Below are 21,132 nucleotides of genomic sequence, written 5' to 3' on the forward strand. Positions count from 1 at the left end.
GCGGAAGAGCCAGCGGCTCAGCCCTTAGGGCTGGTGGAGGGAAGAAGCCAGCTCAAGTAAAGTCAGAGCGCTCTGCTCCCAGGTATAGCGGGAAGCGTCCTCTAGCCCGCTGATAATGTTAGCCTCTTGGAGCTTACGGCCCTCCAGGGCACGTACGGCCTGAGCAAAAGCAAAGGGGGAGTCAGCTGGGGCGAAAGAAGCCCCGGGGGCAATCTCACGGAAAATAGGGATATCTGAGAGCACCACCGGGCAACCAGCTGATTGGGCTTCAACGACGGGCAGGCCATAGCCTTCATCGCGGGAAGCGGTGAGCAAAGCGGAGGCCGTGCCTAGGAGCTGGCGGTAGTCCTCATCGCTGGTTCCCCCGTGGAACACCACGTTATCGCCTGTGAGGGGTTTAAGCTCAGCCAGACGGGCCGGGGCTATCTTGGAAAGAAGATGCAACCGGTAATCGGGGAGGAACTTCATGGCCTGCAAGAGGGTTTCCACATTCTTATAGGGCATGAAAGAGCCCATGTAGAGCACATCTTTACTACGATGCGGGGCTAGAGCCAAGGCCTGCTGGCGGCTCACAAACCCGTCAGCCTGCGGGGCGTTAGGTACTACCGTAATGGGCTTGGTGGTCAGCTTGTGTTCGTGCATGAGAGCTGCCGTGGTGCGCGAAACCGTGGCCACGGCGTCCGCCTTATTCAGCAAAAAGCGTTGGGGAGCATAGGTGGTGTGGAAGGCCCGCCAGCCCAACCGCACCGGTAACGGCAGAAAACCTGGTGGGGTGGGGTGGGAGTAATAAATTAAATCGTGCAGGGTCACCATGAGTTTAAATTTTCTGCCCAGCCCGCCCAGGCCGATCGTTTGCATGGGGGAGAAGACCACATCGGGGTGGTAGCGGTTTAGCTGTAAGGCCGCGGTGGGTTCCAGGGCGGACGTCGGCGCACAGATTGTGAGGTAGGGCAGGTTAGGGAGCATGGCAAGCTGGCGCTCATCGCTAATGACCATTGTCAGTTCCAGGCCAGGGGGAAGACGCTTATCATTGGCATCTGACAGGTCTTTGAGGGCAAAGAGTAAGGAGGCAGTGTAGCGGCTGATACCGTCGTGGAAGCCGATGCGGGTATAGCGGGCGTCAATAAATAGTTTCATGCTAGTGACTCTGCTCTAGGTTCTGTTGGTGAAAATCGGCAATGAGGGTAGCAGCGCGACGGGGAGTCTCGTAATGAATCAGGTGGCCGACCTGGGGGATGATATCTAGGCGTCCGTGCTGTAGGTGCTGGGCCATCTTATGCTGAAGTTCCAGGGTTCCTAAGTCGTCCTTCTCAGCCACAATCAGTTGAACCGGCATGGGCAAAGCTGGGGTGAAATCAGCTGCCGTGGAGCTAATAGAGGCCCGATAGGCTTGGAGCACTGCCTCACGCGAGGCAAAGGCACCAAAATAGGCATCGTGCTGGCCGTTGATGAAACGGCGCAGAGCTGGGTCCTGATTTTTCATCATGAACTCGCTGCTGAGTCTAGTTACCAGGCGCGAGCGCAAGAGGGCAAAACCTAGGGGAGCGGGCAGGGCAGCCCCCGCCCCGTAGTAGAGTTCTGCAAGCCTGCTCATGATCTTTTGGTCCCCCTCTAAGGCAGGCTGGCAGATGGGGTTAATGAGGGTCAATTGCTCCACGAGGGTTGGGCGCACCAGGGCAGTGTAGGAGCTTAGGATTGAGCCGAAGGAGTGGCCTACCAGGTGTACGGGGCTACCTACAGTGGTGTTTATGAAGTCTACGAGCCAGGCTGCGTAGGTGCTTACCGTATGTTCGGCATGGTCGATGGGGGCGGTCTTGCCGAACCCTGGTAGGTCGGGAATGTAGAGGCAAAAATTTCTCAGATGGACGGCAATGATTTCTAGGCCGTGGTGATCTCCCCTGAAACCGTGCACGAGGACGAGGGGGGCGGCGTCCTTTTTCCCGTAAACCCACCAGCGGCTATAGGTGCCACCGACCCAGCCTTCGTGGCGGGTCCCGGCAGGAACCTGTTGGGGCACCGGTTCAAAGACCTCTGCTGGATGTGGGTGTGCAGGCATGGTGACTCTTTCTCTTGACCCCCACCACTGTACCGCTTTGCGGGGTACTTCTCAGCGTGTAAACACCGGCAGGGCAAAGCAGGCTCAAGCGCGGTACACTAGGAAACAAACTATTGACATCTTAGACTTGTGCGCGCCCAAAAAGTGCAAACACCACTCGACAGACAGGAAACACGGTGACTGCTGAGGTAGAACCTGCCGAACAGAAAGAAACCACCTGGGACTTCCGCTCTATGGAAGCCAAGTGGCAGCCCTACTGGGAAGAAACCAAGGTTTTTGAACCCACCAACGATGAGGGGAAAGAAACCCGCTACGTGGCGGATATGTTCGCCTACCCCTCAGGTGACCTGCACATGGGCCACGCTGAGGCTTTTGCCATTGGTGATGTCACCGCCCGCTTCTGGAAGCAGAAGGGCTATGATGTGCTGCACCCCATCGGTTGGGACTCTTTCGGCTTGCCGGCAGAAAATGCGGCCATTAAGAACAACACTCACCCCAAAGAGTGGACCTACAAGAACATTGAAACCCAGGCAGGGTCTTTTAAGCGCTACGGCATTATGGTTGACTGGTCCCGCCGCCTGCATACCTCAGACCCTGAGTACTACAAGTGGACTCAGTGGCTCTTCCAGCAGTTCTATAAGAAGGGTCTAGCTTACCGTAAGTATTCCCAGGTGAACTGGTGCCCTAATGATCAGACCGTGCTGGCTAATGAGCAGGTTGTTAACGGTGAATGCGAACGCTGCCACAGCCTGGTAACGAAGAAGTCTTTGAATCAGTGGTACTTCAAGATCACTGATTACGCCCAGGAACTGCTGGACGATATGAAGGAGTTGGAGGGGCACTGGCCTGACCGTGTGTTGGCTATGCAGCGCAACTGGATTGGCCGCTCTGAAGGTGCCGAGGTTACCTTCGAGGTGGAAGCTGCTGAAGGCAAGGAAGCTGCTAGCGTGGATGTCTTCACCACTCGCCCCGATACCTTGTATGGCGCTACTTTCTTCATTGTGGCAGCTGATGCTGATTTGGCACTTGAGCTGGTGACAGAGGATCAGCGGGCTGCTCTGGAAACCTACCGTGAAGAGATTAAGGTTCTCTCAGATATTGATCGTCAGTCTAATGACCGTGAGAAGACCGGCGTCTTTTTGGGCCGCTACGCTATTAACCCTTTGACTGGCGATAAGCTTCCGGTCTGGGCTTCTGATTATGCGCTGGCTGATTACGGCACTGGTGCTCTCATGGCGGTCCCGGCACACGATCAGCGAGACCTTGATTTTGCCCGTAAGTTCAATATTCCTGTGGTGACTGTGGTTGATACTGGTGAGGAGGACCCGGCTGAGACTGGTATCTCTACCACCGGTGATGGCGCCCATATTAACTCTGGCCCCCTCAATGGCCTGAATAAGGCTGAGGCTATTACCAAGGCCATCGAGATTCTTGAAGAAAAGGGTGTGGGTACTGGCAAGGTGAACTTCCGCCTCCGTGACTGGTTACTCTCCCGCCAGCGCTTCTGGGGCTGCCCCATCCCCGTCATTCACTGTGAGGAGCACGGCGAACAGTTAGTTCCGGAAGATCAGCTGCCTGTGCTGCTTCCCGATAATCTGGCTGGTGAGGATCTGGCACCTAAGGGCCAGTCGCCCCTGGCTGCAGCTACCGACTGGAACACCGTTCCCTGCCCGATTTGCGGTAAGCCCGCTAAGCGCGACTCAGATACCATGGATACCTTCGTGGACTCCTCCTGGTACTTCCTGCGCTACGTTTCACCTCACTTCGATGGGGCTATCTTCGACCCTGAGCAGATGAAGAAGTGGAACCAGGTCGATATGTATATCGGCGGTGTTGAGCACGCTATCTTGCACCTGCTCTACGCCCGTTTCTTCACCAAGGTGATTCGTGACCTGGGTCTGATTGAGCACTCTGAACCCTTTAAGTCCCTGATAAACCAGGGGCAGGTGCTCAATCAGGGCAAGGCTATGTCTAAGTCGCTGGGCAACGGCGTTGATTTGGGTCAGCAGCTTGATAAGTTCGGTGTGGATGCTGTTCGCACCGTCATGGTCTTTGCTTCACCCCCGGAGGACGATGTTGACTGGGCTGATGTTTCCCCGGCCGGTATGCAGAAGTTCCTGGCCCGCGCCTGGCGTGTTGCACAGGATGTGACCAGCGAGGTTGGTGCGGACGGCGCAACCGGCGATGCTGCCCTGCACAAGCTGGTGCACCGCACCGTGCACGATGTTGATAGCCTGGTTGAAAACGGTAAGTTCAATGTTGCCGTTGCTAAGACCATGGAGCTGGTCAACGCTACCCGTAAGGTTATTGACTCCGGTGCGGGTGCTGCTGACCCGGCCGTCCGCGAGGCTGCTGAAACTATCGCTATTCTGCTCTCGCTTTATTCCCCCTACACTGCTGAGGACGCCTGGCACCTGCTGGGCCATGACACCCCGGTGCTGACTGCTGGTTGGCCTGAGGTTGACCCGGCCCAGTTGGTAGACGATACTGTCACTGCCATTGTGCAGGTCAAGGGCAAGGTCAAGGACCGCCTTGAGGTGGCTAAGGATATTTCTGAAGCTGATCTTGAGGCCTTGGCTTTGGGGTCAGAGGCTGTCCAGCGTGCTATGGGAGATGCCCCGGTGCGTAAGGTGATTGTGCGTGCTCCTAAGCTGGTTAATATTGTGATTTAGTCGCCTTGGTTGGCTGGTGAACGGGTGCCCCTTTGTTACGAGGGGCACCCGTTTTATATCTTCTGGGCACTTGTTTTTCGGGCGAATCCCTCCAGGCACCTGACTAGGCGGTATAGTAGTTGCGTGCGTACTATTGCTCTGGTCACCGATTCATCTGTTGCCTTACCCGATGATGCCCTTGAACAGCTCAAGGCTGAGGGCGGGTTTAGTGTGCTTGAATTACCTGTTACCGTGGCTGGCCGGTCTGTCAGTGGTGTACCTGCCAATCACATAGATGCCGCTATCGCTTTAGCCCATGCTCAGGGGGAGCAGATACTTACCTCCGGTGGCGCACCGGGCGCTCTCGTGGATATCTATGAACAGCTGGCAGCCCAGGGCTACTCAGCGATTATCTCGATGCATTTATCGGGTGAGCTATCAGGTACCTGCGATGCGGCTCGGTTAGCTGCACGACTGGTCGATATACCGGTGGTCGTCATTGACTCACTGAGTCTAGCCATGGGCTTGGGAGAACCGGTATTGCGCCTGCACCGCCTCCTAGCTAAGGAAGAGGATCTGGAGCAGGCTACTGCCCTGGCTGAGGAACTGTGCGCCTCTACTGAGCTTTTCTTTTTCCTACCTACCTTGGATGCTCTTAAGCGGGGTGGGCGTGTCAATGCTGCTTTAGCGATGGTGGGTCAGATGTTCCAGATCCGCCCTGTAGCTACTATGGTTGATGGAAAACTTCATTATGTTGAGCGGCCGCGCAGTACGGCTAAAGCCATTGAGAAGCTGGCGGCGCTAACTGAGCAGGCTAGTTCTCAGAGAGCTGGCGAATTGCCCTTGGACGTGCACCTAAAAGACGGAGAAACCGCTCATTTGCTGCGGCGGCTAGGGCGAGTAGTAGCTATCCATTACAGCGGTAATAAGGAGCAAGCACTGGACTTTAAGCGCTCTTTGGGGTCGATTGCAGCTGAGGCTGTGGTGACTCCCTTACCTGCTGTGCTCTCTGCCCATTCAGGTTTGGGTGCCCTGGCTGCTGTCATTTTTTAGCTGGTACACAACAGCTGTGGATAAGCAGTTCAGCTAGGTCATAATGTGACGCAACCACACCGAGGATGCAGCGTCTGAGGCAAGAACTCGCCCAGAATGTATGGGAGCTTTTTCCACAGGCCCATTCGACCTTGGCCTGAAATAGGGCAGAGCCCTAGCCTAGGTCTATGTCTCAGAAACCTCCATCCTCCACTGACGATTTCACCCCCGATAGAGGAGAAGCCGCCAACGAGCAGGCTACCCGGCCTGACCCCACTGATTATCTCTTGCGCAGTAGACGGCACGGTGCTGTTTCTGCAAGCGCCCCGCCCAGCCCGCGTCATAGGGCTCTTTTGCAGCGTGCTTTAGCGTCCTCAGATTCGCAGGTCCCTGACCGTGCGGTGTATTCTGTGACCCGGTGGAGGGTGCCTACTGGGGCTCTTGTCCTTCTTGCTCTGGTGTTGGGTGTGGTTGCCCTGTGGCCTGTGGTTTTTTCTGGTGGTGGGTCGTCTGTAGCAGCAATTCCTGTGACTTCTACTGAGAGCGCAGAAGGAGAGACGGTAGAGACTAGCCTAGCTCCTGTAGCTGAAACCTTGCCGACGCATAAAACTGTGCAGGGGGCAGGAACACCTCTGGTGGTACATGTTGCTGGGGCTGTGCATAGCCCTGGGGTTTATGAGTTGCCTGCCGGTAGTCGAGTCAATGCCGCTGTTGAGGCAGCTGGCGGGTTGAGGGCTGATGCCGAGACAGCGATGGTTAATCTGGCGGCAGCTGCAAGTGATGGTAGTCAGATTTATATCCCGACTCACGGTGAGGCTTTACCTCAGGTGCAAGAACCGGCAGGAGTAGGTAGCGGCTTAGCCGGTGCCAGGCAGGGGCAAGGCCATCAGATGGACGCCGCTGGGCTGGTGAATATCAATACTGCAAGTGCTGAGGAGCTGCAGGCCTTGCCGAAGGTTGGCCCTGTTCTAGCTGGATCCATTGTGAGTTGGAGGGAACAGTATGGGGGTTTCAGTTCGGTGGATGAGCTAGGGCAGGTTTCTGGTATTGGGCCTGCGACCCTTGAGGTTCTGCGTCCGCTGGTGACAGTATGAGAGGGGCTCTTACTACTATTCGGGGCTGGCAGCAGTCCCAGGCTGAGCGGGCTGAGCACCGGCGGGTGCAGCCGCGTTTGGTTGATGCCAGACTTGTTTTCCCTGCTGTAGGGCTGTGGGGCTTTACTGCTTTGTGGATTCTGGCTGGTGCGCGGTGGACGCTGGGGTTTGGGGCTTTTCTTCTGGCCCTTGCCCTGGGTGCATGGTGTGTTTCTCATCGGTTCTCACCGGAGCGTGGCTGGTGGGGGAGCAAGAAATCTGCCCAGATTTTAGCCCCCTTTGCTCAGGTCTTGGCCCTTACCTGCTTATTGATTGCGGTGCAGACTGTGGCTTTGCAGGGCAGGGGCTATCTGCACCAGTGGGATCTGATGCAGTCTTTACATGGGCAGGGGGTACGGGTCAGCGCGATTGTGGTTGATGCGAGGCCTTCTTCTACTGGTGGGTATAAAGTGCAGGTAGAAACCCGTGAGATTCGCCAGGGCTTGAAGAGCTGGGATGAGCATATTCGGTTAAGCGTGTATACAGACCAGTTACTGCTTCCAGGCAGTAGGGTCAGCGCAGCAGGTGCCTTGAAGGTGAAAGGGAGCTACTACCGGTTGCAAGGTAAGGTGAGCTTGATAGAGCCACCGGGTACGGTAGGGCCCACCTTTTTGCTGAAGACTGGTTTGCGTGATGTGGCAGTAGAGCAACTAGGGGCTGGGCAGGCAGGTCTTCTTTTGGGCATGGCCTATGGTGATGATTCTTCTCTGCCGGCACAGGCTCTTTCATCACTACGAATAGCTGGTTTGACTCATCTGACCGCAGTATCAGGTGCCAACATTACTCTTATTTTTGTTGTGGCCTATCGTCTGTTTTATTCGCTGTGTGCCCGGCCTTGTGTTCTTATCGTGGTGGGGGTGGCAGCATCTACGGGTTATGTGGTCTTAGTTGGGTTAGATGGGTCGGTGCTGCGGGCCTGGGTTATGGGTCTGGTCGGGGCGCTAGGGCTGGTGCTGGGGCATGGGGCCTACCGTCTGACTTTTCTATCAACCTGCCTCATGGCTCTTGTGATTGCGGTACCGCCTTTAGCGACCCACTATGGTTTTATTCTCTCGGTGGTTGCTACTGCTTCACTTGTGGTGCTGGCACCTGCTATTTCTCGTCTCTTGAGCAGGGGCATCCCCCTGCTTCTTGCGGATCTGCTGGCTATGCCCTGTGCCGCTAGCCTCTGGTGTGCGCCGGTGATTCTTGTGCTCTCTGAATCTTTATACCCCTATACTATTTTGGCTAACCTTGCGGTGACTCCTTTGGTGGCACCGCTGACTGTGCTGGGGCTATTAGCTTTTCTTACCTACTCTTTGGGGTTAGCTGACCCTGTGCTCAATCTTCTCTTGAGCCTTGGGGGCTTCTTAGCGCAGGGGCTACTGAACATTGCTGTATGGTGTGCGAGTCTGCCAGGTAGTCAGTTGCCGGTAGAGCTCACCCCTCTCACTGTAGGGCTGACCTTCTTTGCGGTAGTGGGTATCAGCTGGCTGGTTCTTACCTGGGATAGGGTAGCTAACTCTCTGCCTGAGGCTCGTTTACCTCGCTTGCATAGGGGGAATGAACTGTGAGCTGGTATAGAGGAAAAAGCATTCCCCGCTCTCTCATCAATGGTGCCCTGATTGTTCTGGTGATAGTGCTAGCTGTTGTGCTTCTGCAGCAGCGCTGGCGCACCTCTACACACGCTCCAGATAGCTGGCAGTGGGTTACCTGTGATGTGGGCCAGGGGGACGCCCACCTGATACGAACTGGTCAAAGATCAGCCTATCTTCTAGATACCGGCGATAACTTCGCCGCACTCAAAGACTGCCTCGACTGGTCAGGGGTGCAAGAGCTAGATGCTGTGCTCATCACTCACGCCCATCACGACCATGATGGGGCACTGCATCAGGTTCATCACGAATATAGGCAGCCACCTGTCTTCGTCTCGCCCCATTATCTCAAGGCAGGGGAGCGCCTGCCCACGGATCACACTGCGGCTGCCGGCCAGTTGGCTTCGGGTATGGTCTTCTCTGCGGAGGCTGTGGCTACAGGTACCCAGGGGGAGGATGATCAGCCGAGCGGTCAGGTGCTGTGGCCTCCGCGGCAGACTCAGCAAATTCCCGGTGCAAGCGGCTCTTCTAGCTGGATTAATAACTCTTCACTGGTCATCCGCTGGGTTCTGCCAGCCAGAGAGCCTGGGCAGAGGCCCTTGACCGTGCTCACCACAGGGGACCTTGAGGCGGATGCCGCCCACCGGCTTCTTACTGATGCGGCTGCTCAGGTGCCTGCCGACGTCCTTAAAATTGCCCATCATGGCTCGGCCGGGAGCGGCACAGACCTGATAATCGCGGCTAACCCCTCCCTGGCGCTTATCTCGGTGGGGGCCGCTAATAGTTACGGCCACCCGCACCAGAGTATTCTGGGTTTCCTTCAGCGTAGTTCAATTCCCACAGCTCGCACTGACCAATCCGGGCACCTGGCTCTGACAATGAACGACCAGGGCATTATGCTCACCAGCTCAGGCTAAACCTGCAGAAAACCGCTTTATCTGACAAGATATAAAGGCACCCAAGGAGGATACATGGCACGCACACCCCGCAACCGCTCAGCTGCACCAGATCAGGGCTGGCGCACAGTTCCGCTTGCGCCGCTCGTTCTGCTCTACGGCCCCGAAGAATACTTTGCCTTCCGGGCCACCGGGCGGCTACGCCAGCTCTTTGCCGATGCCCACGGTAGCTATGAGCTCACCAGTCTCTCTGCCAAAGACTACCGGGCAGGGCAGCTTGATGTGCTTGCCAGCCCCTCACTCTTTGATGAACCCAAAATCATTGAGGTCACCCAGGTAGCCTCCATGAGCGATGCCTTCTTGCAAGACGCCCTAGACTATGCTGCCTCACCCCACGACTCCACCCTCGTGATACTGCACCACACCGGCGGCAACAGGGGCAAAAAACTCATTGATACCATCAAAGCCAACAGAGCCTACCCGGTCGTTGAATGTAAGGCCCTCAAAAATGAGCGGGACCGGCTGAACTTCATCATCTACGAATTCCGCTCAGCCCAGCGTTCCATCGACCCGCCCGCAGCGGCAGCCCTGGCAGCAGCCACCAGCGACATCTCAGAACTAGCCTCAGCAGCCCGCCAACTCATAGCAGATGAACCGGGCCCTATCACCGTGGACACCATCGACCGCTACTTCGGCGGGCGCACCGAAGTTACCGCCTTCAAAGTAGGCGACGCCGCAGTAGCAGGTAATAGCAGAGAAGCCATTAAACTGCTCCGCCAAGCCCTAGACACCGGCAGCGACCCCATCCCTATCCTCGGTGCCTTAGCTGCCCGCATGCGCAACATAGCCAAAGTACACGGGGTACGGGGGAACTCCAACCAGTTAGCGGGCGACCTGAAGATGGCACCCTGGCAGGTAGAGGCGGCTCAACGCGATTCCCGCCGCTACGCACCTACTGACCTTGCACGCGTCCTGGCACTACTGGCAGACACTGACGCCCAGCTCAAAGGGGAGAACCTAGATGCCTTCTACCCCCTCGAAAAAGCTGTGCTGGCAATTTCGCAGGCCTCTCGAACCCACTAAACCAGGCGGGCATGCGCAAGGCCCCGCTCCCAATTCATGGGAGCGGGGCCTTACGTCACTTCGCTCTTAGACGCCGGCTAGAGGGGCCGGAATATAGAACTTAGGAAAGCTTGTTGACGAGAACGGTCAGACCGGACTTCTTGTTAGCTGCGTTCTTCTTGTGCAGAACACCCTTAGAAACAGCCTTGTCCAGCTTGCGGTTCGCAACCTGAAGAGCTTCAGTTGCAGCTTCAACGTTCTGAGCTTCAACTGCCTCGTTGACCTTACGGATGGAGGTCTTGAGATCTGACTTGATTGCGTTGTTGCGCAGACGAGCCTTCTCGTTGGTGAGGATGCGCTTCTTCTGGGACTTAATGTTAGCCACGATTAAAAACTTTCTGTTTTTGTCTAATTGGTCGGTGAGGGCTGCGCTGACCGGTCATCGACTGAGCGGCGTGGGGATGCCTATGGCAACCAGTCAGCAGTGCCCGATGACCATCGGACACACAAGGGTTAACTCTATCAGCTCCACCAGCACTTAAGGCAGAGATATAAGCAACATCTCTTCCTAAGGCTGCCGGTAAGCAGCCGCAATAAAATCAAAGGTTTCTCGGTCCATGATGGCACCTTCACGGCGAATACCGGAGGGCTTCAACTGAACCACACGGTTGAGTTTAACCTCAGAGGCCCGGCCTTCTTTATCCCAAGCGCCTGCACCAATATCTAGATAGTTAGGGTCAGTGGTGCGGGCATTAGTGTGATCCTTAGTGGTAAGCATAAGTCCCAACAGGTAGGCACCGGAGCGGCCAACCACCAGGACCGGGCGGTCTTTGCCCTGGCTGTAATCTTCTTCAAAGGGAACCCAGGCCCAGACCACTTCGCCGGGGTCAGCATCGCCATCAAGAGCAGGGGAGTAGTCAAAGGCAACCTGACCGGTATAGTCACCGGGGTAGCCGCCCTTCTCCCAGCTGCCGCTACCAGTGTCCGGACGCTGCTGGCTCCGGGGGTGCCCCTGGCTGCGGCTCTCGGGGTGGCGAGAGGAAACCGAAACCTGCCCTTGATTTTTCTGGCTCTGGTACTTATTCCATTCCCGGTAGATACGCTGACCAATGTTCAGTGCCTGCTGGATGGTTCGCATGGTGATCTTCATAGTCTCTACAATAATCCTTGCTTTTGGGCGCGCAGGCAGACACGCACCGGCTTAATATGAGAAACTGGTTAACTGATTTCTACCGTCAGAGACCCGGTAGGCTCTCTTGAGCTTTCTGAGAGTCGTGAAAGGACCCAACCCACGTGTCACCCTTGGCGACCAACCCGCCCAAACCGGCGGCCACTGACCCTTCTGTCATCCGTAACTTCTGCATCATCGCACACATCGACCACGGTAAATCCACCCTGGCTGACCGCATGCTGCAGGCCACCGGCGTAGTCACCCCACGCGAGATGAAGGCCCAGTACCTTGACCGCATGGATATCGAACGCGAGCGCGGCATCACCATTAAGTCCCAGGCTGTTCGTATGCCCTGGGAAGTGGACGGGGTGAACTATGCCCTGAATATGATTGACACCCCCGGTCACGTGGACTTCACCTACGAGGTTTCTCGCTCCCTAGCTGCCTGTGAAGGTGCCCTGTTGCTGGTTGATGCTGCCCAGGGTATTGAGGCTCAGACCTTGGCTAACCTCTACCTGGCGATGGAAAATGATCTGACCATTATTCCGGTGCTTAACAAGATTGATCTTCCTGCTGCCCAGCCGGAGAAGTATGCTCAAGAGCTGGCGAATCTGATTGGTGTTGAGCCTGAGGATGTGTTGCGTGTTTCTGGTAAGACCGGTGAGGGTGTGCCGGAGCTGCTAGATCGTATTGTTGAGCTCTTGCCTGCCCCTGCTGGTGAAGCGGATGCTCCTGCCCGTGCCATGATTTTTGACTCGGTCTATGACTCTTACCGTGGTGTGGTCACTTATGTTCGTGTGGTGGACGGCAAGTTGGAGCCGCGCCAAAAGATTAAGATGATGTCTACTGGGGCTGAGCATGACCTGCTTGAGATTGGTGTGATTTCTCCTGAGCCTAAGCCGACTGAGGGCCTGGGTGTGGGCGAGGTGGGGTATCTGATTACCGGTGTGAAGGACGTCCGCCTCTCCCGTGTGGGTGATACTGTCACCGGTGCGTATAAGCCTGCTTCTGAAGAGCTGGGTGGCTATGAGGACCCTAAGCCCATGGTGTTCTCGGGTCTTTTCCCCATTGATGGCTCTGACTACCCGGCTCTGCGTGATGCCCTGGATAAGTTGCAGCTCAATGATGCGGCTTTGATTTATGAGCCGGAGACCTCTGCGGCTTTGGGCTTTGGTTTCCGTTGTGGTTTCTTGGGTCTTTTGCACCTGGAGATTGTGCGTGAGCGTCTGGAGCGTGAGTTCAATCTTGATCTTATTTCTACTGCTCCTAACGTTATTTACGATGTGGTTGCTGAGGATGGCACTGCCCAGCGTGTGACTAACCCTTCTGAGTTCCCTGAGGGTAAGGTCGCTACTATTCGTGAGCCTATGGTGGCTTGTACGATTATTGCCCCCAATGAGTTTGTGGGTGCGATTATGGAGCTGTGCCAGTCCCGCCGTGGAACGATGGGTGGCATGGATTATCTCTCCCAAGATCGTGTGGAGCTACGCTACCGTCTTCCTTTGGCTGAGATTGTCTTTGATTTCTTTGATCAGCTCAAGTCGAGAACTCGCGGTTATGCCTCCTTGGACTGGAAGTTCGATGGTGAGGAAGAGGCTGATCTGGTCAAGGTTGATATCTTGTTGCAGGGTGAGAAGGTTGATGCTTTTTCTGCGATTACTCACCGCGATAAGGCTTACTCTTACGGTGTGATGATGACCGGTAAGTTGCGTGAGCTGATTCCTCGTCAGCAGTTTGAGGTGCCGATTCAGGCGGCTATTGGTTCTCGTATTATTGCCCGTGAGAATATTCGTGCTATGCGTAAGGACGTCCTCTCTAAGTGCTACGGTGGCGATATTTCGCGTAAGCGTAAGCTGCTGGAGAAGCAGAAGGAAGGTAAGAAGCGTATGAAGATGGTGGGCCGTGTTGAGGTCCCCCAGGAAGCCTTCATTGCTGCCCTGTCTTCTGGTGAAGAGGGTAAGGAAAAGGGCAAGAAGTAATGCCAGCCCAGCCTCTGGGCGCTCCGGCACCTTTGGACGGCAGAATCCCCGCTGATTCTGCCGTCCGCGGCGTTGAGCGCGATTTTTCTTTGTATGTGCATGTTCCTTTTTGCTCGGTGCGGTGTGGTTACTGTGATTTCAACACCTATGCCATCGAGGATTTTGGCAATGGGGTTAGCTTGGGCACCTATGCTGAGGACGCGGTGGCCGAGTTACGTTTTGCACGGCGGGTTTTGCGGCAGTCGGGTGTGGCTGCCCGTCCGCTCTATTCTGTCTTTTTTGGTGGGGGTACCCCCACTAAGTTGCCTGCATCAGATTTGGTGAAGATTCTGGGTGAGGCTGTTGAGCTTTTTGGTATTGAGCCCGGTGCTGAGGTGACGTGTGAGGCTAACCCTGATTCGGTGACCCGCCAGGACCTTGAGACGTTGAAGGCTGGTGGTTTTACCAGGGTGTCTTTTGGTATGCAGTCGGTGGTTCCTGAGGTGCTTGAGGTCCTTGATCGTACCCACACCCCGGCTAATGTGCCTAAGGTGGTGGCTTGGGCTCAAGAGGCCGGGTTGCAGGTATCGGTTGATGTGATTTATGGGTCGCCGGGGGAGAGCCTGGAGCAGTGGGAGCAGTCGGTTCGGGCGGCTGTCTCTTATGCTCCTGACCATATTTCTGCCTATTCTCTGATTGTTGAGGAGGGCACTAAACTGGCGGCTCAGATTCGCCGGGGCGAGTATGCCATGCCTGATGATGATTTGATGGCTGATATGTACCTGCTGGCTGAGCAGATTTTTTCGGAGGCTGGGTATCACTGGTATGAGGTGTCGAACTATGCGCGGTCACCGGAGTATCGTTCCCGTCATAACTATGCTTATTGGCGTAATCAGGATTGGTGGGGTATTGGCCCGGGTGCTCATTCGCATGTGAATGGTACTCGTTGGTGGAATCTTAAGCACCCGGTGCCTTACGCTAACCGGGTGAGGGCTGGGCAGAGTCCGGCGGCAGCCCGTGAGGTGCTGGGGGAGCAGACCCGTAGGTTTGAGGACATCATGTTGCAGGTGAGGGTGATTGACGGTTTAGAGATTTCTCGTCTGCTAGAGGGTTCTGATACTGCCCAGGTGGAGAGGTCGCTGGATTGGTTGCAGGGGCAGGGTTTGATTGATGCTCAGGCCCGGTTGGGCGGACGCGTGCAGCTCACCTTGCAAGGTCGCCTGCTGGGGGATGCTGTGACCCGGGAATTACTGCCTGATATCGACCGTTAGATTCGTGTATCAGTAAAGAGATAGCAAAAAAGGGGGGCGGTGTGACTTAGCTAAGTTACACTGCCCCCTTTGGGTTGTAGAAGCTTCCTTGCCTATTTCTTGCGGCTGGTGAGCTTGCTGAAAAGACGAGTGTTGCTCTTGTACTGGTAGGGGTTGCCGCGGTTTACCCTGATGCCGGCACGCAGGGATGCGATGGCAAGGTAGGTCCAGGTGAGGGCTGCGATTAGCCCAAAGAGCCAGCCGATGCCCGGAATGTTGCTGAGAACAATAGAGGCTGCCAGCATTAGGGTGGGTAGCAGGGTGAAGTCTAGGGCTTCACGGGATTCTTGTTCAGTGAAGGGGCCACGGCCTCGGTAGAGGTAGTAGATGACGGCCGCGGGAATGCAGCCTAGCACGCCCCCCAAGTGTGCAGCAGTTGCGATGTTGCGGTCTGCGGTAACAGACAGGTGTGCAGCGGTTGCAGATGACCCCTTGTAGGCGGTTGTGGAAGGTGCTGATGCGGTCTTCAAGAATTCTTCTCTTTGAGGTTGAAGGGCAAATGAGTGATAGATGGGGTTCTAAACCCATTGGTCATCATTTTAGTCAAAGCTGGGGGAGGGTGGTATATGTGAAGCCTACGAATTTTTGAGGAGTAGGACGATGTTAGTCACACCGAAAAAACTCTTAGCCTAGGCAGCTTGCCCATCGAGTGTCACAAAGTCAATCAGCTCTTCGACTGGCCCTAAGAGGGTCGGTTCAAGATCGGTGTAGCTATTGACCCGCTGAAGAATCGCATCCCAGCCGGCGCGGACGTCCTCAGATGTTTTGGCTGGGCGGCCAAAGCGCTGCAAGATACCGGTTTTCCAGTCTTCTCCCCGAGGGATCTGGGGCCAGGCCTGTACGCCTAGCACCTGGGGTTTCACAGCCTGCCAAATATCAACGAAGGGGTGGCCCACAATCAGGACGTTATCGCCGGCTCCAGCAACCTGCATGGCCTGCTGTGCTATGCGTTCTTCTTTGCTCCCTGCCACCAGGTGATCGACGAGAATACCGAGTTTTCGGTGGCTAGCTGGCCCAAAAGCTGCCACAGCCCCAGCGAGATCATCGACCCCGTGCAGGGGCTCCACTACGATACCTTCAACCCGCAGATCATGGCCCCACACTTTTTCAATCAGCTCAGCATCGTGCACGCCCTCAACCCAGATGCGACTGGCCCGCGCTGTACGCGCCTGAACACCGTCAAGAGCCACTGAGCCCGACCGGGAAATCTTGCGGGTAGCTGCAGGCTGCTTCTTCTGAGGCTTAATCAGGTTGATGCTGCGGCCTTCAAGCAGGAAGCCCGGGCCCAGGGGGAAGAACTTGATGCGCCCCCGTCGGTCTTCCAAACCTACCTGAGGGCCGGACGCCGTAGCCCGCACCTTAACTGCTGCTCCTACGAAGCCGGTGGCGGCGTCCTCAAGCACCATGCCGGGGGCTAAGGCAACCTGCGGCAGGGTAGGGCGGTGTGGGGTCAAATCGGTCTGGCCCCAGGTGTCTCGGTAGTCCATCGGTGTGCTTCTCACTCTCTCTTATAGGGGCATTAGCCATGAGCGTACCGAGTTCTGATTCTAGTTCACTGGTATTAGAGTTAATGGGTAACTTAGCACTCAAGACCATCAAGTGCTAACCTAACTCTGCAATATTCTTCGCCCCAGAGAAAACCTATGAGCCCAGGAGGTGCCGTGAACCACCCCAGACGCTTGCACGTCCTACAAGCCATCGTTGAAGAATACGTGCACACCCGTGAACCTGTTGGCTCTAAAACCCTACTAGAGCGGCACCATTTGGGGGTCTCAAGCGCCACCGTCCGCAACGATATGGCCGCCTTGGAAGAACAAGGCCTGATTCAAGCACCCCATGCCAGTGCAGGGCGGGTCCCCACCGACCAAGGCTACCGCCTCTTCGTTGACCAAATATCATCCCTACAACCCCTTTCAGAGGCCGAAAAACGAGCAATTCATACCCTGCTCGATAGCGCCGAAAGCGTGGATGAAATGATGAAAACTAGCGTGCGTCTACTCTCATCTCTCACCCACCAGGTGGCCATGGTGCAATACCCTGCCGGCCCGGCTGCCACCGTCCGCCATATCGAGCTGGTGTCCCTCTCAAGCACCACCGTGCTGCTGGTTCTTATTACCGATTCTGGCCAGGTCACCCAGCGTACTCTCACTGTGGCCCATACCCTTGAAGAACTTACAGTAGCCCGCCAATACCTCCTTGACCGCTATGCTCACCGTCCGCTCAACAATCTCACCACCGCAGAAGCGTCCGCCAGTGAAACACCACTCTACGGTGCCCTCCAGGAGGCCTTGCAGACCCTTGCCGCCCAAGACGCCTCATCACAGGTACTCATTGCAGGCACCTCCTATCTAGCTGCCTCCACCGTTGATTTTAGAGGCAGTATCGCCCCGGTGCTTGATGCCTTGGAAGAGCAAGTAGTCCTCCTTAAACTACTGACCGACCTGGAGCATGACGAGCGCGGCTTTGCAGTTAGCATCGGCTCTGAAAACCCCAGTGAGTCCCTGGCTGAAACCTCAGTGGTAGCCAGCAGCTACGGGCCTGGGGGAGCCGCCCACGTAGGAGTCGTTGGCCCCACCCGCATGGACTACACCAGCACAGTCTCCAAGGTCAACGCAGTAGCCCGCTACCTATCTAAGATTTTGGCTCAGGCATAAGCCTGCGCCTGCCCCTTTTACACCAGTCCACCGAAAGAGAGAACCAGTGAGTAGTCACTACGAAACCCTCGGCGTCTCCCGCGATGCCAGCCCCGAAGAAATCAAGAAGGCCTACCGTAAGAAGGCCCGTCAGCTCCACCCTGATATCAACCCTTCGGAAGAAGCCGCCGAGGAATTCAAGCGCGTCTCCCTAGCCCACGATGTGCTCTCCGACCCCGAAAAGCGCCGCATCTATGACCAGACCGGTAACGAAAACGGTACCGCCAGCGGTTTTGGTGGCGGCGGATTCGGCGGAGGCTTTGGAGGCTTCCAAGACATCTTCGACACCTTCTTCAACTCAGCCCCCCGTGGCCCCCAAAGCCGTGTACGCCAGGGGCAGGACGCCCTCATCAACGTCAAAATCGATCTCGAAGATGCTGTCTTTGGCGGCCAAAAACCCATCACCGTGGACACCGCCGTCACCTGCGACCATTGCAAGGGAGAAGGCACCGCAGAGGGCACCCACCCCGAAACCTGCGATACCTGCCACGGCCAAGGCTATATGCAGCGCCAGGTGCAATCGATTCTCGGTACCGTAGTGCAACCGGTAGAATGCCCCACCTGCCGCGGGTTCGGTACCGTCATCAAGCACCCCTGCGCTGAGTGCTACGGTGAAGGTCGTGTGCGTGAACGGAAGACCATCATCCTGAAAATCCCCGCCGGAGTCAGTGACGGCACCCGTATCCGCCTAACAGGCCAGGGCGAAGCTGGTACCGCAGGAGGCCCCAACGGGGACCTCTACATTGACCTGCATGTCAACCCCGACCCCACCTTCCGACGCGAAGACGATGACCTCCTTGCTACCGTCGGCGTGCCCATGACAGCCGCAACCCTAGGCACCACCATCACCCTCGAAACCTTCGATGGGCCCCAAGAAGTGCAGATTCCCACCGGCACACAGTCCGGTGAAGTCATCACCCTCAAAGACCTGGGCGTCAGCCACCTGCACGGCGGCGGACGCGGCGACTTGCGCGTCCAAATTGAAGTGCGCACCCCCACCAACCTCACCGAGGAGCAGAAGAACCTACTCAAGCAGTTCTCCGAGCTTCGCGGCGAAGACCTGCAGGTAAGCGAAACCGTCAACCACAAGCAAGGCGGGTTCTTCTCCCGTCTGAAAGACCACCTCAAATAGGATGACCCCATGAGCAACGCTGTCTACTACATCGAACCTGAAGAGCTAGCAGCTCTCACACCAGGTTCCACAGTGCACCTTACCGGCGATGAAGGGCACCACGCCCTGGTTAAACGCCCGGAACTCGGTGAAGGGCTCGATCTAGTAGACGGCCAAGGGCACCGGGCAATTACCCAGGTCATTGAGCTACGCCAAGACGGCCCTGTGCTTGAAGTAAATGAACTTGCCCAAGATTCAGTGGGCGTAGAAATCTACCTGGTGCAAGCCCTTGCTAAGGGAGACAGGGACATCCAGGCTATCGAGATGGCCACTGAACTTGGTGCCCACGGTATTGTGCCCTGGAGTGCTGACCGCTCAATTGTGCGCTGGAAGATGGAACGGGCCGTCAAGGCTCGGGCTAAGTGGCAGAATACTGTGAAGGCAGCAGCCAAGCAGTCCCGCCGGGCCCTGCTGCCCCCGGTCTATGAGCAGCATTCTACCGGTGAGTTGGCTGCCCTTGCCCAGGAACTAGGGCCAGAGGCTCTCTTCCTGGTACTGCACGAAGAGGCTGAGTATCGCCTGGTGCAGGCCCTGGACCAGCACCTGACCGATCAGGTCAAAGAAGTCTATTTTGTTGTTGGCCCAGAAGGCGGCATCAGCCCCCGCGAACTGGAACTACTAGCAGAAGCTGGGGCCCAGACAGTACTACTTGGCCCCGAAGTCCTCCGCAGTTCCACTGCCGGGGCCGCCGCCATTTCAGCACTCAACCTTGCTCTCAAACGCTGGTAAACCCTCTTCTGCTACAGGTAAAGTAAGAAATACCGCCTACGCTTTGTATCACAAGGAGCTCTGACAGCCCGCACGGGCATCTATGACTACCTCACCTATGGCTAGCAGCCGCCCTCTCTCTGTTGCCCGCACCTTCTCTTTCCGGTCAACCGAAGAAATGGTCGCAGTACTTGGCCCCCACGACGGAAACATCACCCTCATCGAGCAAACCTTCCCCGGTCTGACAATTCGCCCCAAGGGGCTAGATGTGGTCGTTACCGGCCCATCAGAAACCGTAGCCACCACCCTACGCCTACTGGCTGAACTCACCATTCTGGTAGAAAAAGATACCCAGGTTACTGGTGAAGTGGTCAAACGCATCATGGGTATGATGACCGCCAGCCTCTCTCATCCCGCAACCGCCATCAGCCAGAACATTCTGAGCTCTCGGGGTAAGAACATTCGCCCCAAGACCATCAACCAGAAATCATACGTTGATGCTATCGATGCCAACACCGTTGTTTTTGGTATTGGCCCGGCAGGTACCGGTAAAACTTACCTGGCTATGGCTAAGGCGGTGCAGGCTCTTCAATCCAAGGAAGTCAATCGCATCATTTTGACGCGCCCCGCTGTTGAAGCTGGCGAGCGCCTAGGCTTCCTCCCTGGCTCTTTGAACGAGAAAATCGACCCCTATCTGCGTCCGCTCTACGATGCCCTCCACGACATGATGGACCCTGAGACGATTCCTCGTCTCATGGAAGCTGGGACCATCGAGGTAGCCCCACTGGCCTACATGCGCGGGCGCACCCTCAACGATGCTTTCATCATTCTGGATGAAGCCCAGAACACCACGGTAGAACAGATGAAGATGTTCCTTACCCGTTTGGGCTTTGGTTCCAAGATGGTGATTACCGGGGATGTAACCCAGGTTGATCTTCCCGGTGGTCAAGCATCAGGTCTGAAGCAGATTCGTCAGATTCTAGAAGGGGTAGACGATATTCATTTCGCCCTCCTGCAGGCTGAGGACGTGGTACGCCACTCCCTGGTGTCGGATATTGTCAGCGCTTACGATAAGTGGGACGATGCCAAGAACTCGATGGAGCGCCGCCGCAACCGCAAGGTTAAGCGTCAAACTATTGAGGCTGCCGCTGAGAAATTATTGCAGCAGTCAGGTATCGAAGTTACTCCTGAAGAGAAGGCCTAGCCCGGTGAACGTAGAGTTTGAGATTGAAGAACCGGCTGCAGATACTAGCGCTTTTGTGCGCGAATCCTTTGATGCCGTCGATACAAGCACCCTTGAAAAGCTGGTAGCCCACGCCTTTGCCCACATGAAGGTTTCGCCTGAGACCGAGTTGTCAATTGCCATTGTGGGGGAGAGCGAGATGGAGCGTATCCACATGGACTGGATGGATTTGCCCGGCCCTACAGATGTGATGAGCTTCCCCATGGACGAGCTCACTCCCGGCAGTAACGAGGAGCTGGCTACCGGCGTCCTGGGTGATATTGTCTTGTGCCCCCCGGTTGCTGCCCGGCAGGGTGCGGACGCTGGCCACAGCACCCTTGATGAGCTCTGCCTGCTCACCACTCACGGCATCCTCCACTGCCTAGGTTTTGATCATGGGACAGCAGAAGAAGAAGCCGAAATGTTCAGTATTCAACGCAGCATTCTTGAAGAGTTTTTGGGGCGGCCAGCCCCTGTAGAGACGAGGCACTAACC

The 21,132-nt window shown here is 56.2% G+C and carries 19 protein-coding genes; 13 read left to right on the forward strand and 6 right to left on the reverse strand.

Features of this window, described 5'->3' with window-relative positions; genetic code table 11:
• Window positions 1-24: 24 nt before the first annotated feature.
• Together ACEE09_RS05890 and ACEE09_RS05895 are read right to left on the reverse strand one after the other, a co-directional pair.
• A complete protein-coding gene (locus tag ACEE09_RS05890) occupies window positions 25-1,137 on the reverse strand; it encodes a glycosyltransferase family 4 protein (protein ID WP_449082943.1) in 1,113 nt (370 codons plus the stop codon).
• 1 nt (window position 1,138) lies between these two features.
• The gene (locus ACEE09_RS05895) at window positions 1,139-2,056 is read right to left on the reverse strand and encodes an alpha/beta fold hydrolase (protein ID WP_449082945.1); all 918 of its coding nucleotides are present in this window, start codon (window positions 2,054-2,056) and stop codon (window positions 1,139-1,141) included.
• 176 nt (window positions 2,057-2,232) lie between these two features.
• On the opposite strand from ACEE09_RS05895, the gene leuS reads away from it, so the two are divergent.
• The 6 genes from leuS (at window position 2,233) to holA (ending at window position 10,425) form a co-directional block, all read left to right on the forward strand.
• A complete protein-coding gene (leuS, locus tag ACEE09_RS05900) occupies window positions 2,233-4,728 on the forward strand; it encodes a leucine--tRNA ligase (RefSeq protein WP_449082947.1) in 2,496 nt (831 codons plus the stop codon).
• A gap of 123 nt (window positions 4,729-4,851) precedes the next feature.
• The gene (locus tag ACEE09_RS05905) at window positions 4,852-5,760 is read left to right on the forward strand and encodes a DegV family protein (RefSeq protein ID WP_449082949.1); all 909 of its coding nucleotides are present in this window, start codon (window positions 4,852-4,854) and stop codon (window positions 5,758-5,760) included.
• 167 nt (window positions 5,761-5,927) lie between these two features.
• Window positions 5,928-6,833, forward strand: coding sequence for a helix-hairpin-helix domain-containing protein (locus ACEE09_RS05910; protein WP_449082951.1), 906 nt, complete (start codon window positions 5,928-5,930; stop codon window positions 6,831-6,833).
• Complete coding sequence (locus ACEE09_RS05915; protein WP_449082953.1) at window positions 6,830-8,425, forward strand: ComEC/Rec2 family competence protein; 1,596 nt, start codon at window positions 6,830-6,832, stop codon at window positions 8,423-8,425. The genes ACEE09_RS05910 and ACEE09_RS05915 overlap by 4 nt, the downstream gene beginning before the upstream one ends.
• Complete coding sequence (locus ACEE09_RS05920; protein WP_449082954.1) at window positions 8,422-9,363, forward strand: ComEC/Rec2 family competence protein; 942 nt, start codon at window positions 8,422-8,424, stop codon at window positions 9,361-9,363. The genes ACEE09_RS05915 and ACEE09_RS05920 overlap by 4 nt, the downstream gene beginning before the upstream one ends.
• Window positions 9,364-9,417: 54 nt before the next feature.
• Window positions 9,418-10,425: a DNA polymerase III subunit delta gene (gene holA, locus ACEE09_RS05925; protein ID WP_449082956.1), complete on the forward strand. Its 1,008-nt coding sequence runs from the start codon at window positions 9,418-9,420 to the stop codon at window positions 10,423-10,425.
• A gap of 100 nt (window positions 10,426-10,525) precedes the next feature.
• Here the strand turns inward: holA and rpsT are convergent, their stop codons facing one another.
• Window positions 10,526-10,789 carry a 30S ribosomal protein S20 gene (rpsT, locus tag ACEE09_RS05930; protein WP_449082957.1) on the reverse strand — a complete coding sequence of 88 codons (264 nt, stop codon included), beginning with the start codon at window positions 10,787-10,789 and terminating at the stop codon, window positions 10,526-10,528.
• Window positions 10,790-10,972: 183 nt separating this feature from the next.
• A complete protein-coding gene (locus ACEE09_RS05935; RefSeq protein WP_449082959.1) occupies window positions 10,973-11,554 on the reverse strand; it encodes a type II toxin-antitoxin system PemK/MazF family toxin in 582 nt (193 codons plus the stop codon).
• A 143-nt stretch (window positions 11,555-11,697) separates the two neighbouring features.
• Here ACEE09_RS05935 and lepA point away from each other — a divergent pair, with 143 nt between their 5' ends.
• Window positions 11,698-13,554 carry a translation elongation factor 4 gene (gene lepA / locus ACEE09_RS05940; RefSeq protein WP_449082961.1) on the forward strand — a complete coding sequence of 619 codons (1,857 nt, stop codon included), beginning with the start codon at window positions 11,698-11,700 and terminating at the stop codon, window positions 13,552-13,554.
• Window positions 13,554-14,804 carry a radical SAM family heme chaperone HemW gene (gene hemW, locus ACEE09_RS05945; protein WP_449082963.1) on the forward strand — a complete coding sequence of 417 codons (1,251 nt, stop codon included), beginning with the start codon at window positions 13,554-13,556 and terminating at the stop codon, window positions 14,802-14,804. Before lepA ends, hemW begins: the two co-directional genes overlap by 1 nt.
• A 92-nt stretch (window positions 14,805-14,896) precedes the next feature.
• On the opposite strand, the gene ACEE09_RS05950 is transcribed toward hemW, so the two are convergent.
• Window positions 14,897-15,313: a DUF4870 domain-containing protein gene (locus ACEE09_RS05950; protein ID WP_449082964.1), complete on the reverse strand. Its 417-nt coding sequence runs from the start codon at window positions 15,311-15,313 to the stop codon at window positions 14,897-14,899.
• A 159-nt stretch (window positions 15,314-15,472) separates the two neighbouring features.
• Window positions 15,473-16,330, reverse strand: coding sequence for a DUF3097 family protein (locus tag ACEE09_RS05955; RefSeq protein WP_449082966.1), 858 nt, complete (start codon window positions 16,328-16,330; stop codon window positions 15,473-15,475).
• Window positions 16,331-16,504: 174 nt separating this feature from the next.
• Between ACEE09_RS05955 and hrcA the strand changes: the two genes are divergently transcribed.
• The 5 genes from hrcA (at window position 16,505) to ybeY (ending at window position 21,130) form a co-directional block, all read left to right on the forward strand.
• Entirely contained in the window at window positions 16,505-17,497 is a 993-nt protein-coding gene (gene hrcA, locus ACEE09_RS05960) for a heat-inducible transcriptional repressor HrcA (protein ID WP_449082968.1), read from the forward strand.
• Window positions 17,498-17,543: 46 nt separating this feature from the next.
• A complete protein-coding gene (gene dnaJ / locus ACEE09_RS05965) occupies window positions 17,544-18,668 on the forward strand; it encodes a molecular chaperone DnaJ (protein ID WP_449082969.1) in 1,125 nt (374 codons plus the stop codon).
• Between the two features lie 9 nt (window positions 18,669-18,677).
• On the forward strand, window positions 18,678-19,436 hold the full coding sequence (locus ACEE09_RS05970) for a 16S rRNA (uracil(1498)-N(3))-methyltransferase (protein WP_449082971.1): 759 nt from the start codon (window positions 18,678-18,680) through the stop codon (window positions 19,434-19,436).
• Between the two features lie 97 nt (window positions 19,437-19,533).
• Window positions 19,534-20,619, forward strand: coding sequence for a PhoH family protein (locus tag ACEE09_RS05975; RefSeq protein ID WP_449083057.1), 1,086 nt, complete (start codon window positions 19,534-19,536; stop codon window positions 20,617-20,619).
• Between the two features lie 4 nt (window positions 20,620-20,623).
• Window positions 20,624-21,130 carry an rRNA maturation RNase YbeY gene (gene ybeY / locus ACEE09_RS05980; protein ID WP_449082973.1) on the forward strand — a complete coding sequence of 169 codons (507 nt, stop codon included), beginning with the start codon at window positions 20,624-20,626 and terminating at the stop codon, window positions 21,128-21,130.
• The last annotated feature ends 2 nt before the right edge of the window (window positions 21,131-21,132 follow it).

The organism is Rothia sp. 88186D007BW (assembly GCF_053544215.1).